The organism is Pseudomonas sp. JY-Q (genome assembly GCF_001655295.1).
GTDB lineage: Bacteria > Pseudomonadota > Gammaproteobacteria > Pseudomonadales > Pseudomonadaceae > Aquipseudomonas > Aquipseudomonas alloputida.
In genome coordinates, this window is sequence record NZ_CP011525.1 from 1,666,982 (window position 1) to 1,681,141 (window position 14,160).

A 14,160-nucleotide genomic window follows, 5' to 3' on the forward strand; every position below is an offset into this window, starting at 1 on the left:
GGCTGTCATGGAGTAATAGCCCACTTCATTTTCGGTCCAGGCGAGTGTGCGCAGCATGGAATATCCCAGCCTTTCCCATCACGGTGGTACCCGGGGTGTCACCGGGTCCTGTCACCAGCTGCACCTCGGCCCATCCACCAGTTTGCTGGTCGACTGCGGGCTGGAGCAGGGAAGTGATGCGCCGCCCGGTGCAGAATCCGCCCCCCTCGCTTTTGATATCCAGGGTATTCAGGCCCTGGTCATCACCCATGTCCATCTCGACCATGTTGGGCGCATCCCTGCGCTGCTGGCAGCGGGTTACCGTGGCCCTATCCTGTGCAGCGAGCCCTCGGCCCGGCTGCTGCCGCTGGTACTGGAAGACGCCTACAAGCTGAGCATCAGCAGCGAGCCTGCGCAGGTGGCGCGCTATCTCGACTTCATCCGTGACCTGATCGTGCCGCTGCCCTTTGAGCAGTGGCACACGGTGGTTGAGTACCCTGGTCTTGCCTGCCGTATTCGCCTGCAGCGTGCAGGGCATTTGCTGGGTTCCGCTTATGTCGAGTGTGATATGCAGCATGAGCACACCAACGCCCGGTATGTGTTTTCTGGTGACCTGGGCGCTTGTGGCAACCCGCTGCTGCGCCCGGTGCAACCTCCGGAGCGTGCCGATGTACTGGTGCTGGAAAGCACCTACGGCGACCGCCTGCACCCACGGGCAGGCGACCGCCGTCAGCGGCTGGAGGACGCCATCGACCGAGCCCTCGCCGACAAGGGCACCCTCCTGATTCCCGCATTCAGTCTTGGTCGTACGCAGGAGCTGCTGTACGAGCTGGAAGACATTCTGCACCGCAAAGCCCTACTGAACACTACCGGTCCGGCTCCGGACGGTGAGCCAATCGACTGGTCACAGTTGCCCATCATCCTCGATTCGCCCTTGGCTCAGCGCATCACCCGCGTGTACCGGGAGCTGCACGAATACTGGAATGCAGAAGCCAGGGCGCGTGTTGCAGCAGGGCGCGATCCACTTGGCTTCAGCCAACTGATCAGTGTGGACACCCATGCCCGCCACCAGCAGGTGGTCAATTACCTCAAGAGCACTGGGCGACCGGCGATCGTGATTGCCGGCAATGGCATGTGTTCGGGTGGGCGCATCGTCAATTACCTCAAGGCCATGCTGGGGGATTCGCGGCATGAGGTGATGTTTGTGGGGTACCAGGCTAAGGGGACGCCGGGGGCGGTGATACAGGCTAGCGAAGGAGCGCAAGGCTTTGTGCAGGTTGATCTGGATGGGCGGATGTATGAGGTACGGCTTAAGATCATGACTATCGCTGGCTTTGCAGGGCATGCAGATCAGCTTGGGCTCGTGCGCTTCGCTTTGCAGGGGCAGTCACCTGCAAGACGAGTATTACTTGTTCATGGTGAGGCAAGGGCCAAGCGGCAACTACTACAGTCATTGCGCAGCAGCGCTGCTGCTTCGAGCGTCGCATTGGAAGTTGGTATACCAAAATAGTAGAGCATACTAATGACATTTTTCGCCGGAACTTTTGGAGCCGAGCGATCTCTACTTCAAGCCTAAACGACCGTCCTGAAAACGGGCTACCAGATTTTATATTGATTGTATAGTCAAAATCCAAGGCTGTTCAATTGACATTTATTCGCATTTGTATGGAGGTGCATTGCCGTCACTCTTGCTATTGCTTTCGTATGGGATATCCTAGCGCTGAAGAGCTTGCTGGTATGAGGAGTACCTCGTGCAGCACTTTTGGGGTAGTAAAATTTCCCCCCCTGCGGATGCTGTTCGACATCCGTTGTGTTTATTTACCCCTCGTTTTTTTGGTTGCTGGCTAGGTGGTTGGGGAGGGGCGAATGCAGCAGTGCAAGTGAAAATAAGGAAAACAATCGAATGGCTAGCGAGCGATACCGTGGTGGCGAGGAAGTTGATCTAAGCGAGCTATTCAAAAGCTTGTTAGAACAAAAGGTTTTGATACTCGGATTAGCGATCGCATTGTTGTTGTTGGCAGTAATTTATGCTTTTACGCGCCAGCCTATTTATCAGGCTGATCTTGCAATCGTTGCGCCTTCTCATAACGATATTTCTGCCATTAATTATGGGCGCGGTGAAGCAGTTGGCCTACCGTTAATTTCCGTTAGAGATGTATATGATTTATATGCGCGATTGCTATATTCGGAAAATGCGCGACGCCAAGTGTTTGAAGAGATTTATCTTCCCTCGCTTCCTGAAAGCGAAAAAACGATGTCTCAGAATGTAATGTTCAGTCAATTTTCTCGCTCGTTTGTAATCAGAAAAGCAGGTGATGATGCGGCTGCACGCTATGTAATCAGCGTCTCTTATTCTGAGCCAGCGGTAGCGGTTAAGTGGGCAGATGCACTGGCGGATACCGCCGCTGAAATGACCAAGAACGAGTTGGTGAAAAATGCCGTTTCAGATGCTTCCTTGCGTGCCGTCATGTTGGATAGAGAGATCTCTGGCAAACGTGAGGTGGCGCGCAAGGAACGGGAGGATCGGCTGAGTAAGTTGAGAGAAGCGCTGGCAATTGCCTTGGCTGTGGGCTTAAAGAAGCCTCCTATCATTACGGGGAGTGCTTCGGAGTTATCGGCGCGAATGGATGGAGATCTCGCATATATGCGTGGCAGTGATGCTATTCAGGCCGAAATAGATAATATGGAGAAGCGTAACTCGGACGACCCCTATATTGATGACTTGCGTCAGCTTGAAGAGCGTATGGCATTTTATCGAAACTTTAATGTGAACGAGGATGCCTTTCGTGTTTATCGGCGAGATGGCGTGCTTGCGTTGCCCGATCAACCCATTAAGCCAAGAAAGTTGTTGATTGTATTCGGTGGGCTCTTGCTGGGGTTAGGTCTGGGAATATTCATTGCGCTGATTCGGTTTTTCGTGCGTGGAAAGAAAGAGCGATTTGCTTAACGAATGGCTTGGCTCAGGTGCTGGCTGATGTGGTAAAAGGGGCGTAAATTGAACTTGAGTCAGGTTAAAATACTTTATAAAAACAACCTGAAAGTGGTTAGTAATTACCTGCATATGACGGCATTGCAGGTCATGAACTCTTTCTTTTACCTCCTCATCTATCCCTATGTTATTCATCGGCTTGGGGTAGAAAATTTTGGGCTGTATGTATTTGCATCCGGTGTCGCCATGTATTTCATGGTGCTTGTGAATTTTGGCTTCGATATTCATGCAGCAAAGCTAGTATCGCTTGAGCAAGATAACAAACTCGGGCATGGCAGCCTGATGGCTCGCGTGTTGTTGGCCAAAAGCTGGTTAGTCTGTGTCGCCACGGCAATATTCTTGCTGCTGATGATGGTTTTCGAGTTTATGCGTGAGCATTGGCAGGTGTTTGCCCTGGCCTATGCCAATGTATTGTCCAGTGTGCTCCTGCCGCAGTGGTACTTCCATGGTATGCAGAAGATGAAGGTGTTGACGACTATTCAGCTGGTGTTGAAGCTGTTGTCGTTGCCGTTAATCTTTCTGCTAGTTACCCAAGAAGGAGACGTAGTGTTTTACACTGCGATTACTGTCGGGGTCAACGTGCTTGCCAGCCTGCTGGCATTTCTAGTTGCAAGTCGGGGGTGCGAGCGCCCTGCGTTTCCGGCTGGTAAGGAGGTAATGGCATTGTTGTTGGAGGTGCAGCCGTTTTTCTGGTCTACAGCGGCCAACACATTTAAGCAGAAAAGTATTGAAATTATTATTGGTAGTCTCTTCGGTATGCGAGAGGTTGCGATCTATGACCTTGCGAACAAGATTTTTTCGGTGCCGAGCCTGTTGGCGTCAAATATTAATGCGGCATTGTTCCCTGCTCTGATTCGCAGTGCACGACGTGAATTGATTAACAAGATTATAAAGATTGAGCTCGGCGTCGGCCTGCTGTGCATCTTGTCGGTTGTGGTTGGTGGGTATTGGGTGGTGGCGTTTATTGCGCCGCCAGGCATGGAGCAGGCCTATTACCTATCGATCCTGCTCAGCATCAGTATCTTGACCTACCTCATTGTCGGTAGTCATATTTATTTTATCTATGTGCCAAACCAGTGTTATAGTCTTGTGCTAAAAAATCAGATCGTTTCGATCATCTCATTCTATTGCTTTTGTGCGCTTTACTTGAGCGTCCATTGGGATATAAGTTCTGTTGTGCTCGGTTTGGTGAGCTCAGCCATGCTTGAGATCGCATACAGCTACAGTCTTGTAAAAAAAGTGCCTGAATATCAATAGGTTGTCTGGATTTGACGCCCGGTCAAGAAGTGAAAGGTAGGCGATTTTATGGAAAGATTCGACGTTCCGGTGGCTTTGTTCTTGTTCAAGCGCATCGACAAACCCCTGGAAATCATCAAGCAGCTTGCCAAAATCGCTCCTGCGCGTCTTTACCTGCTCTCTGATGGTGGGCGAACCGACGACGAGCGGAGTCAGGTAGCTGAGTGTCGTGACGCGATTGAGCGCGCCATTACCTGGGAGTGCGAAGTCGTAAAAAAATATGAGGCTCAGAACGTTGGTGTTTACGAAAATATTGCTGGCGGCGCCAAGTGGGTGCTGCAGCGAGAGCCGTTTGCCATTTTTTTGGAAGACGATAATTTTCCGGAGATTACCTTTTTTCAGTTCTGCAAAGAGCTATTAAAAAGATACGAAAACGATACGCGAGTCTTGTGGATCTGCGGTACAAACTATTTAAAGACGTATGCGCCACAAGATGGTTCCAGTTATGTATTTACCAAGAACATGATGCCATGTGGTTGGGCGTCATGGGCGAGTAAGTTCATACCCTTCTATGACGGTGAGCTTGCCCTGTGGCAAGACCCCTATGTGCGTGATCGTATTCGTAAGGAATATCTATACGAGAAGCTCTACTATCAGGATCGGTACAATGTTGAGTATGAATTGGATGCCAAGGCCAAGACTGGACGGTTCTATTCATGGGACTACCAAATGAGTTTTTCCATTCGTGCCCACAATTTGTACGGCATTGTTCCGGCGTACAATCAGATTACCAATATTGGAGTAGATAATCATTCGACGCACGGCGGCACATCAATGGAGGATGTAATGACCGAGCGATTCTGCGGTTTGCCAACACGGCCTATGGAGTTTCCGTTAAGGCATCCGAAGGCATTGTTGGTTGATGATGCCTTTGAGGTTGCCGTTGCCAAAATCATTCTCCACCCGAAGTTTTTCTCCGCAAAATCAAGGCTTTCCCGCGCTGTTCGAAAACTGCTTGGTATTCGTAAGACAGAAAGTATTCTTGGTTACTTAAAGAGCAAGTTTGCCTGAGCCATGGCGACGATACAGAGCAGGTATCTCTCGATTATTTTGTCCGTCCCAGTATTCCTGCTGATGTGGGCGCTGTACGGGTGGAATACCTGGAATGGTGATCGTGAAGGTTATGAGTTGTATTATAACACGCGTGTTACCCTGGCTAGTTGGGGTAAGGAAGTTGGATATGGCTATCTCAATATACTAGCGAAGCAGGCGGGAATATCATTTGGTCAGTTCCAGGTTGCCCTCTCACTGGTGACGCTGCTGCTTGTATATCGCTACGTCCTGAAAAAAGCTATTGCACCCGTGGCATCAATGCTGGCTTATTTTGTTTGCTTCTTCGCGTTAGATTTTGTTTTGATGCGAAATTTTCTAGCGTTTGCCATATGTTTACAGGCGATGTTGTATTTGTATGAAGGGGGCTGGCGGGGCCGCCTCGCCTACGCGTTGCTGATTTTGCTGGCGACCAGTATCCATCAGTCTTCACTTGTTTACATGGTGTTCGTGGTGGTGCCTCTGGGGCGGGTGCTACCGTTGGCACGCCTTATTTCTTTCTACTGTATTTTTATATCTGCTTACGTGATGGTTCGTTATTTTGTAACGCTTCCAGATTCAATAGCTGCGCACTTTAGTTATTACGCTACTTCATTGAAAAGCTCGCTTTTCAATTCGGCTGTTCATTTGCTTTCGGTGCTGTCTTTGATGGTCGTTGCGCTGGGGGAGCGGAAGTATTTGTTGCGTGGTATAGCGGCTGATGAGCGTGATAGGGAATTGATTTTCATTTGTAATGTCAATTGTTTGTCGCTGCTTTTTATTCCCCTGTATTTTGAGTCCGAGATTTTTATTCGGTTACTCCGTTTTGTGCTTTTCTTCAATTTATTGCATTGCGTTAATGCGTTGTTTATGTGGAGAAAAAGTTATTTTCTTGTCTTGTGTTATTTGTCGTTCTTGATGCTCTACCTCATCTTGTTTTTTTTGGTTCCCGTGGCTGAATATTCGGTGATACCGCTGTTTAAGAATAATGCGCTGTTAGGGTTGGGTTGATGGGGCATATATAGTGGAGCAGACTCTGGTGGGTGCAAGGATAGACGTTCAGGTTGAGGCGAATTTATGAGAGTAGTGTTTCTGGGGGGCGTGTTCACAGATGCTGACCGTGAATCAATTGTCAGCTATTCGCAGGGTAGCATTCAGTTTGCGGCAGACACGTTGCAGAAAAACTATATCCGTGGTTTCAGCGAGTGTCCTGAGATCAGCGGGATAACGGTGGTCAATCTTCCGTTTATAGGTGCGTACCCGCGAAGGTATAAGGAAATGTTCTATTCGCCCGCAGTCGCGCTAGAACAGATGAATGGAGCCACCGTCAAAAATAAGTCCTTTTTCAACCTGACGATCATCAAGAACCTGCACAAGGTGATGGTTGCCTATCGGGGCATACAAGACAGTCTGCCAAAAGGCGGAGGGGAGCGCACGTTACTGGTCTGTTATTCGATGCACCTCCCGTTTCTTCTTGCGTGCAGGTTGATCCGTGCAATGCGTAAGGATGTGGATTTTTGCGTGATTGTGCCGGACCTTCCAGAGTATATGGCAGCTCGCTCCGGCCTGACTAAACTTGTCTTTCAGGGTTTGGCGCGCATTTCATACCGAATTGTCAATGGGGCCGACAGTGTCGTCGCGATCACTGATGCGATGCTTGACGTATTTTCTCCAAAACTCAAAAAGGTTGTTGTTGAAGGTATAGCAGACAGTGATTATGTCAGCCGCCCGACTTCGTCCGTGCGCAAGCCCTATTTCTTGTATAGCGGTACCTTGGACAGGCGGTATGGTATTCGCAAACTGCTGGACGCATTCCTTGCATCCCAGGTTGAGAATTACGAGCTTTATATTTGTGGTGATGGCGATGATCGTGCCAATGTGGAAAGCGTTTCTGCAGCCAATTGTAGAGTGAAATACCTGGGGCAGTTGGACAGAAATGCGGTTCTGAAGTTGCAGCGGGAAGCGACGCTGCTGATTAATCCGCGTGATAATGAGTCGGCGTTTACTAAGTACTCGTTTCCATCAAAGATAATTGAGTACATGTCTTCTGGTGTGCCGGTCATGATGTATGCGCTTGACGGTATACCTAAAGAATATTATCGTTTTTGCTACCTGGTTCCACCCGGTCCAGAGGGGCTGAAAGAGATGATAGCCAAGGTGGCCTCGTTCGATGTCGATGAGCTCAGCGAGATGGGGTTGTTGGCAAAAAAATTTGTTGCAGATCATAAAATGCCCAGTGCTCAGATCGCCAAGGTGCTGGATGCCATAAAAGGGAAAACCTATGTTTGAAGGCAAGAAATTACTCATTACCGGCGGAACCGGATCGTTTGGCAATGCTGTTCTCAAGCGTTTTCTGGATACTGATATTGCAGAAATCCGCATTTTCAGTCGGGACGAAAAGAAACAGGATGACATGCGCAAGCGATATGCCAGCTCTAAGCTGAAGTTTTATATCGGCGATGTGCGTGATTATCAGAGCCTTTTGAACGCGACGAGGGGTGTTGATTACATCTTTCATGCGGCTGCGCTGAAGCAGGTTCCATCCTGCGAATTCCACCCTATGGAGGCGGTCAAAACCAATGTGATTGGTACCGAGAACCTTCTGGAGGCCGCTATTCAGAACGAAGTACGTCGGGTTGTTTGCCTGAGTACTGACAAGGCTGTCTACCCGATCAATGCCATGGGTATTTCCAAGGCAATGATGGAAAAGGTGATGGTTGCAAAATCACGAAACGTCGATGAGAAAAAGACAGTGATTTGCGGTACTCGCTACGGCAATGTGATGGCTTCTCGCGGTTCGGTCATCCCACTGTTCATCGAGCAGATTCGTGCCGGTCAGGCGCTGACACTGACTGACCCTAACATGACGCGATTCATGATGACCTTGTCCGACGCCGTCGACCTGGTGCTGTATGCCTTTGAGCACGGTAACAACGGCGACTTGTTTGTGCAGAAAGCGCCTGCAGCCACCATCGAAGTGCTCGCCAAGGCGCTGACCGAACTGGTGGGCAAGCCGCAGCACCCGATCAATGTCATCGGTACCCGTCATGGCGAAAAACTCTACGAAGCCCTGCTGAGCCGGGAAGAACTGGTATGTGCCGAGGACATGGGGGATTACTACCGTGTGCCGCCAGATCTGCGTGACTTGAACTATGCGAAGTTTGTGGAAGAGGGCGAGACCCGTCTTTCAATTACCGAGGACTATAACTCCCACAACACCCAGCGGCTTGATGTTGCAGGGATGCAGCAACTGCTGCGTAAACTCGACTTCATTCGCGCCATCGAACGCGGCGAGCATGCCACCCCGGAGGAGTGAAGCGATGAAAGTACTGGTCACTGGGGCAAATGGATTCGTAGGGCGCAACCTGCTGGTGCACCTTGGCGAGCGCAAGGATATCGAGGTAGTGCTTTTCACTCGGGAGCATGCCCTTGAGTCGCTGCCCGAAAAGGTTCGTGATGTGGACTTTGTGTTCCATCTGGCGGGCATAAACCGACCAAAAGACCCCGAGGAATTCAAGGTGGGCAACGCTGACCTGACCTTGGAACTGTGCCGGGCTATCAAGGCAACTGGGCGGCAGATTCCTGTCCTCTATACTTCGTCGAGCCAGGCGGAACTGGATAACGCCTATGGTGCCAGCAAGCGTGGCGCCGAAGAGGCTCTGTCCGAGTTACAGTCGCAGCATGGCTCGGCCGTGCATCTGTTCCGCCTGCCTAACGTGTTTGGCAAGTGGGCACGGCCGAACTATAACTCGGCTGTGGCAACGTTTTGCCACAACATCGTGCATGACTTGGAAATCACCATCAATGACCCTCATGCGCTTATCAACCTTGTTTACATCGATGATGTAATCAAAGCATTTGTCCAGGTGCTAGATGGGGTGAAGTCCGGCACGCCGTTTGCTCAGGTAGAGCCGCAGTACAGCATCACGGTGGGGGAACTGGCAGACCTGCTACGTACCTTCCGCGACAGCCGTGCGAGCATGGTCACGGAGGCCGTGGGTACCGGCTTGATACGAGCCCTGTATTCGACCTACCTGAGCTACGTGCCCCCCGAGAGTTTCACCTATAAGGTGCCCAAGCATGGCGACCCGCGAGGCGTGTTTGTCGAAATGCTAAAAACCAAGGACAGTGGCCAGTTTTCCTACTTCACCGCGCACCCGGGCATCACCCGAGGCGGCCATTACCACCACACAAAGACAGAAAAGTTTTTGGTGATCAAAGGTAAGGCGTGTTTTCGCTTCCGTCATGTGGTGTCAGGGGCGTTCCACGAACTGTTCACCTCTGGCGAAGAGCCGGAGATTGTCGAGACTGTCCCAGGCTGGACCCACGACATCACCAACATCGGTGATGACGAAATGATCGTCATGCTTTGGGCCAACGAAATTTTCGACCGTGAAAATCCTGATACCTACGCTCGGCCAGTAGGCACCGAAGCCTGAACGGGCCCGAGAGGATGAACTGATGAAAAAACTGAAAGTTGTCACTGTTGTCGGCACCCGCCCGGAGATCATCCGGCTATCGCGCGTGATTGCGCGCCTGGATGAATACTGCGAGCATATTCTGGTTCACACCGGCCAGAATTATGACTACGAGCTTAATGAAATCTTCTTCCAGGACTTGGGCATCCGCAAACCTGATCATTTCCTGAACGCTGCAGGCGCGAGTGGGGCTGAGACCATCGGTAATGTGATCATCGCGGTGGACAAAGTGCTGGCTGAGGTCAAACCGGAGGCCTTGTTGGTCCTTGGCGACACCAACAGCTGCATGGCCGTGTTGCCCGCCAAGCGCCGGAAGATCCCGACCTTTCACATGGAGGCGGGCAACCGCTGCTTCGACATGCGTGTTCCGGAAGAAATCAACCGCCGCATCGTTGACCATACCGCTGATATAAATCTCACCTACAGCACCATCGCCCGAGATTACTTGCTGCGCGAAGGCCTGCCAGCCGATCAGATCGTCAAAACCGGCAGCCCTATGTTCGAAGTGCTTGAGCACTATCGCATAGGTATCGAGGCATCGGACGTTCTGCAACGCCTTGGATTAGAGTCGGGTAAATTTTTTGTCGTGAGCGCTCACCGCGAAGAGAACATCGATTCCGATAAGAATTTCCTCAAGCTGGTGGATGTACTTAATACCGTGGCGGCAGAGTTCGAGCTGCCGGTAATCGTCTCTACCCACCCACGTACGCAGAAACGAGTTGATGCCATGGGTATCAACTTCCACGCCAACGTGCGTTTGCTGAAACCGCTAGGGTTCAAGGATTACAACAAGCTGCAGTCTGAAGCCCGCGCCGTGCTTTCTGACAGCGGCACAATCAACGAAGAAGCCTCTATTCTAAACTTCCCCGCATTGAACATTCGCGAGGCGCACGAACGGCCTGAAGGGATGGAAGAGGCTGCGGCGATGATGGTAGGTCTTGAGGTAGAGCGTGTACTGCAAGGCCTGGGCATTCTCGAACGGCAGGCGCGAGGCGCTAAACGCGACCTGCGTCTGGTTTACGATTACAGCATGCCAAATGTTTCCGACAAGGTCGTGCGAATTTTGCACAGCTATACCGACTACGTGAATCGCGTAGTATGGAAGCGCTACTGAACCGGAAGCTATCGATGCCTGCTGAAAAAATGCGTGTACTGGTTGTAACGCAGTACTTCTGGCCGGAAAACATGCGGATCAATGATATGGTCCGCGACTTCACTGCCAGGGGGCATGAAGTGACGGTACTGACAGGGCTCCCAAACTATCCAGAGGGGCGTGTTTTCCAAGACTATAAAGCCAACCCAGAAGCCTATTCATTCTACGAGGGGGCGCAGGTTGTTCGTGTGCCGCTGGTACCCCGTGGCACACGTAGTGTGCAACTGGTGCTCAACTATCTGTCGTTCTGCGTACTCGCCTCTTTGATGGGCGCCTTTAAGTTGCGCGGGCGCAAGTTCGATGCTGTCTTCGTCTATGCCGTTTCTCCCATTCTCGCGGCCATACCCGCTGTTATAATCGGGCGGTTGAAACGTGCTCCGGTATTTGTCTGGGTTCTCGACCTGTGGCCGGAGACATTGCGCGCGGTTAACGTCATCCACGACCAACGATTGCTGGGCTTGGTGGGCAAGGCGGTATCGTGGATATACAACCGCACTGACTATCTGCTTTTGCAGTCCCGTGGCTTTTTCGACAACGTGCGTCGGTATTGCACACGGAATATCGAGGACGACCGGTTGGTATACTTCCCCAGTTGGGCTGAAGACGACTTTTCGGCCTCGATGGACAAGCCCTGTACGCTCATAGCTCAGGACAACTCGGTATTTACGGTCGTCTTTGCTGGCAACATCGGTGAAGCGCAAGATTTTCCGGCTGTCCTTGACGCCGCGCAGGCGTTACGTGGTGAGGTTCCTGTTCGCTGGGTCATCGTCGGGGACGGCCGCATGAGCGTCTGGCTGGCCGATGAGGTACGCAATCGCGGTCTGGACAACGTGCATTTGTTGGGGCGCCATCCTCTTGATGCCATGCCGCCCCTCTTTGCCCAAGCTGACGCCTTGTTGGTTTCCTTACGCACCAACGACGTGTTCGAACAGACCATACCTGGCAAGGTGCAGGCCTATCTGGCTTCTGGTAGGCCGGTACTGGGCATGATTAATGGTGAGGCTGCTCGGGTCATCAACGAGTCTGGTGCGGGTTACGCCTGTGCATCTGGCGATGGCGAAGCGTTAGCAGTCATTACGCGAAAGATGGCCATGCTTGCACCTGAGCAGCGCCAGGCAATGGGGGATAGCGGTCGGCGCTTTTATGAACAGGAATTCGCTCGCCATGTGCTGCTGACACGTCTTGAGCAGTTGTTTGGCAGTGCCACCTTACGAAGGACAACCTGATGAACCACCGTGTATTTCTCACCGGAGCCAGTGGCTTCGTGGGCAGTGCCGTATTGCAAAGGCTGTTGGCCGACGGCATGCCCATCGTGGCTACGATGCGTGGCAACAGTTCTCCCCTACCGCCCGCGGTAGAGGCGGTGCCCTTCGATTCGTTTGAAGAAGCATGTCAGTGGGGCGAAGCGCTGTTCGGCTGCGATACGGTGATTCATTGTGCAGCTCGTGTTCATGTGATGAATGATACCGAGGCCGACCCGCTTGCTGCATTTCGCAAGGTCAACGTGCAGGGCACCATGAACCTCGCCCGGCAAGCAGTCGCAGCAGGAGTAAAGCGCTTCGTTTTTGTCAGCTCGATCAAGGTCAATGGCGAGGAGACTGCAATCGGGCAGCCCTATACCGCGCACGACCGCCCACAACCTCAAGACCCATATGGTATCTCGAAGATGGAGGCGGAGGCCGAATTGTGGGCATTGGCCAAAGCGTCCGGACTGGAAGTCGTAATCATACGGCCGGTGCTGGTGTATGGCCCTGGAGTCAAAGCAAACTTCCAGGCCATGATGCGTTGGTTGAGTAAGGGGGTGCCATTGCCGTTCGGGGCCATTGACAATCGACGTAGCCTGGTAGCACTCGACAATCTGGTTGACCTTATAACGACCTGCATTGACCACCCAGCGGCCGCAAACCAGGTTTTTCTGGTAAGTGACGGAGAGGACCTTTCCACCACTGCACTTCTGCGCCGTATGGCCCAAGCATTGGGCGCACCGGCGCGGTTGCTACCCGTACCAAGCTGGATACTCAGCGGTGGCGCTAAACTGTTGGGTCGGACGGCGCTTTCCAAAAGGCTATGTGGGTCATTGCAAGTGGATATCGAAAAAACGCGTAAGGTACTCGGTTGGCAACCTCCGGTGAGTGTCGATGCGGCGCTCAGGGCGACTGCCCAACATTTTCAGGAATCGTCGAACAAATGATGCTTTGGTGGCTTCTACCCGCAGTGCTGCTGTGCTCGTTAGCCATGACCGGCACATTGAGACGTTATGCTTTGGCCAAGAACATTATCGATGTCCCCAATGCCAGAAGCTCACATTCAATCCCCACGCCCCGTGGCGGTGGGGTGTCGATTGTCGTCGCGTTTTTGGCCGCATTGGCAGTGATGGCATTCCAACCCGCAGGGCAGACTGACGCGTTGGTTGCGCTGGGCGGGGCGGGGGCGGTGATCGCCGCGCTTGGTTTTATGGATGACCATGGGCATATCGCCGCTCGTTGGCGGTTGCTGGGGCACTTTGCTGCGGCCATCTGGATTCTGTTCTGGCTGGGCGGGTTGCCCGCACTGCAGGTATTCGGTTGGTCGCTCGACCTTGGGTGGGCCGGTGCAGTATTGGCTGCGATATACCTGGTCTGGCTGCTCAACCTGTACAACTTCATGGATGGTATCGATGGCATTGCGAGTGTGGAGGCAATCACCGTTTGCCTGGGTGCCAGTCTGCTTTACTGGTTGAGTGGGCAGGGGAGTATGACGGCCCTGCCGCTCCTGTTGGCCGCGGCTGTGGCGGGCTTTTTGTTCTGGAACTTCCCGCCCGCAAAAATCTTCATGGGTGATGCAGGCAGTGGTTTCCTTGGAATTGTCCTGGGGGGGCTGTCCCTACAAGCAGCGTGGCTGTCTTCCCAGCTGTTCTGGTGCTGGCTGATCTTGTTGGGTGTCTTCATTGTCGACGCCAGCTATACGCTGGTTCGCCGTTTGTTGCGCGGAGACAAGGTTTATGAAGCTCATCGCAGTCATGCTTATCAGTTCGCATCTCGTCGTCACGGCAGGCACCTGCCGGTAACCTTGGCGGTCACCGCATTGAATCTGTTTTGGCTGCTGCCGGTCGCGCTGTGCGTTTTGTTGTTGGGTCTAGACGGTGTACTGGGGCTGATCGTTGCCTACGTACCTCTGGCGCTGATTGCAGTTTATTACCGCGCGGGTAGCCTGGAATAGCTGTTGTACAGCGGAAGTGTCGAAGAATCGGTTAATAC

The 14,160-nt window shown here is 52.3% G+C and carries 12 protein-coding genes; all 12 read left to right on the forward strand.

Going from position 1 to position 14,160, the window contains the following annotated elements:
* Positions 1 to 55 precede the first annotated feature (55 nt).
* A complete protein-coding gene (locus AA098_RS07530; protein ID WP_064614011.1) occupies positions 56 to 1,489 on the forward strand; it encodes an MBL fold metallo-hydrolase in 1,434 nt (477 codons plus the stop codon).
* 393 nt (positions 1,490 to 1,882) lie between these two features.
* Positions 1,883 to 2,926 carry a Wzz/FepE/Etk N-terminal domain-containing protein gene (locus AA098_RS07535; RefSeq protein WP_064614012.1) on the forward strand — a complete coding sequence of 348 codons (1,044 nt, stop codon included), beginning with the start codon at positions 1,883 to 1,885 and terminating at the stop codon, positions 2,924 to 2,926.
* 48 nt (positions 2,927 to 2,974) lie between these two features.
* Positions 2,975 to 4,225 carry an oligosaccharide flippase family protein gene (locus AA098_RS07540; protein WP_064614013.1) on the forward strand — a complete coding sequence of 417 codons (1,251 nt, stop codon included), beginning with the start codon at positions 2,975 to 2,977 and terminating at the stop codon, positions 4,223 to 4,225.
* A gap of 48 nt (positions 4,226 to 4,273) precedes the next feature.
* Positions 4,274 to 5,275: a hypothetical protein gene (locus AA098_RS07545; protein ID WP_064614014.1), complete on the forward strand. Its 1,002-nt coding sequence runs from the start codon at positions 4,274 to 4,276 to the stop codon at positions 5,273 to 5,275.
* Between the two features lie 3 nt (positions 5,276 to 5,278).
* On the forward strand, positions 5,279 to 6,304 hold the full coding sequence (locus AA098_RS07550; RefSeq protein WP_064614015.1) for an EpsG family protein: 1,026 nt from the start codon (positions 5,279 to 5,281) through the stop codon (positions 6,302 to 6,304).
* Positions 6,305 to 6,370: 66 nt separating this feature from the next.
* Positions 6,371 to 7,582 (forward strand): glycosyltransferase, encoded by a 1,212-nt coding sequence (locus AA098_RS07555; protein WP_064614016.1) that lies wholly within the window; start codon positions 6,371 to 6,373, stop codon positions 7,580 to 7,582.
* Positions 7,575 to 8,609, forward strand: a complete 1,035-nt coding sequence (locus AA098_RS07560; RefSeq protein WP_064614017.1) for a polysaccharide biosynthesis protein — start codon at positions 7,575 to 7,577, stop codon at positions 8,607 to 8,609. Before AA098_RS07555 ends, AA098_RS07560 begins: the two co-directional genes overlap by 8 nt.
* A 4-nt stretch (positions 8,610 to 8,613) precedes the next feature.
* Positions 8,614 to 9,732 (forward strand): capsular polysaccharide biosynthesis protein CapF, encoded by a 1,119-nt coding sequence (locus AA098_RS07565; protein WP_064614018.1) that lies wholly within the window; start codon positions 8,614 to 8,616, stop codon positions 9,730 to 9,732.
* 22 nt (positions 9,733 to 9,754) lie between these two features.
* On the forward strand, positions 9,755 to 10,885 hold the full coding sequence (gene wecB, locus AA098_RS07570; RefSeq protein WP_064614019.1) for a non-hydrolyzing UDP-N-acetylglucosamine 2-epimerase: 1,131 nt from the start codon (positions 9,755 to 9,757) through the stop codon (positions 10,883 to 10,885).
* Positions 10,886 to 10,899: 14 nt separating this feature from the next.
* Entirely contained in the window at positions 10,900 to 12,150 is a 1,251-nt protein-coding gene (locus tag AA098_RS07575) for a glycosyltransferase family 4 protein (RefSeq protein WP_064614020.1), read from the forward strand.
* On the forward strand, positions 12,150 to 13,115 hold the full coding sequence (locus AA098_RS07580; RefSeq protein ID WP_064614021.1) for an SDR family oxidoreductase: 966 nt from the start codon (positions 12,150 to 12,152) through the stop codon (positions 13,113 to 13,115). Before AA098_RS07575 ends, AA098_RS07580 begins: the two co-directional genes overlap by 1 nt.
* Complete coding sequence (locus tag AA098_RS07585) at positions 13,112 to 14,122, forward strand: glycosyltransferase family 4 protein (RefSeq protein WP_064614022.1); 1,011 nt, start codon at positions 13,112 to 13,114, stop codon at positions 14,120 to 14,122. The genes AA098_RS07580 and AA098_RS07585 overlap by 4 nt, the downstream gene beginning before the upstream one ends.
* The last annotated feature ends 38 nt before the right edge of the window (positions 14,123 to 14,160 follow it).